The organism is Actinoplanes sp. NBRC 103695, from assembly GCF_030269485.1.
Taxonomy (GTDB): domain Bacteria; phylum Actinomycetota; class Actinomycetes; order Mycobacteriales; family Micromonosporaceae; genus Actinoplanes.
Genome location: NZ_BSTL01000147.1, coordinates 1 through 321, shown reverse-complemented (window position 1 = coordinate 321; position 321 = coordinate 1). Strand labels below are relative to the sequence as shown.

At 70.7% G+C, this 321-nt stretch carries 1 protein-coding gene; it reads left to right on the top strand.

Going from position 1 to position 321, the window contains the following annotated elements; genetic code table 11:
• Positions 1-50: 50 nt before the first annotated feature.
• Positions 51-321 (top strand): hypothetical protein (locus QSK31_RS48640; protein WP_285692018.1); only part of this gene is annotated, 271 nt, incomplete at its 3' end.

Below are 321 nucleotides of genomic sequence, written 5' to 3'. Positions count from 1 at the left end.
CCACGGACCGGGGGGTGCAATCGGCTGCCTTGACAGGGGGTGGGCCCAGTATGGCCTCTACCTGGGCGGCGGCCTGCACCAGCGACCTGGCCGGCTCACGATCCCCGCCGGTCAGGAACGACGACAATCCGCTGCTGATCGGCGACATCGCGGTGTGGGTGTCTGGCCGTCGCGGGCGGGACGTCGCTGTGGTGGTGGTGGTGGCCTCGGCGGGCAGGGGTGCGAATCGGGCGCTGTCGAAGGTGCTGGGCAGACGTCCCGCATCGATCCGGTCTGCGGACAGCGGCAACACCGCGAGGTCGTCGGGGTCGCTGACGATGA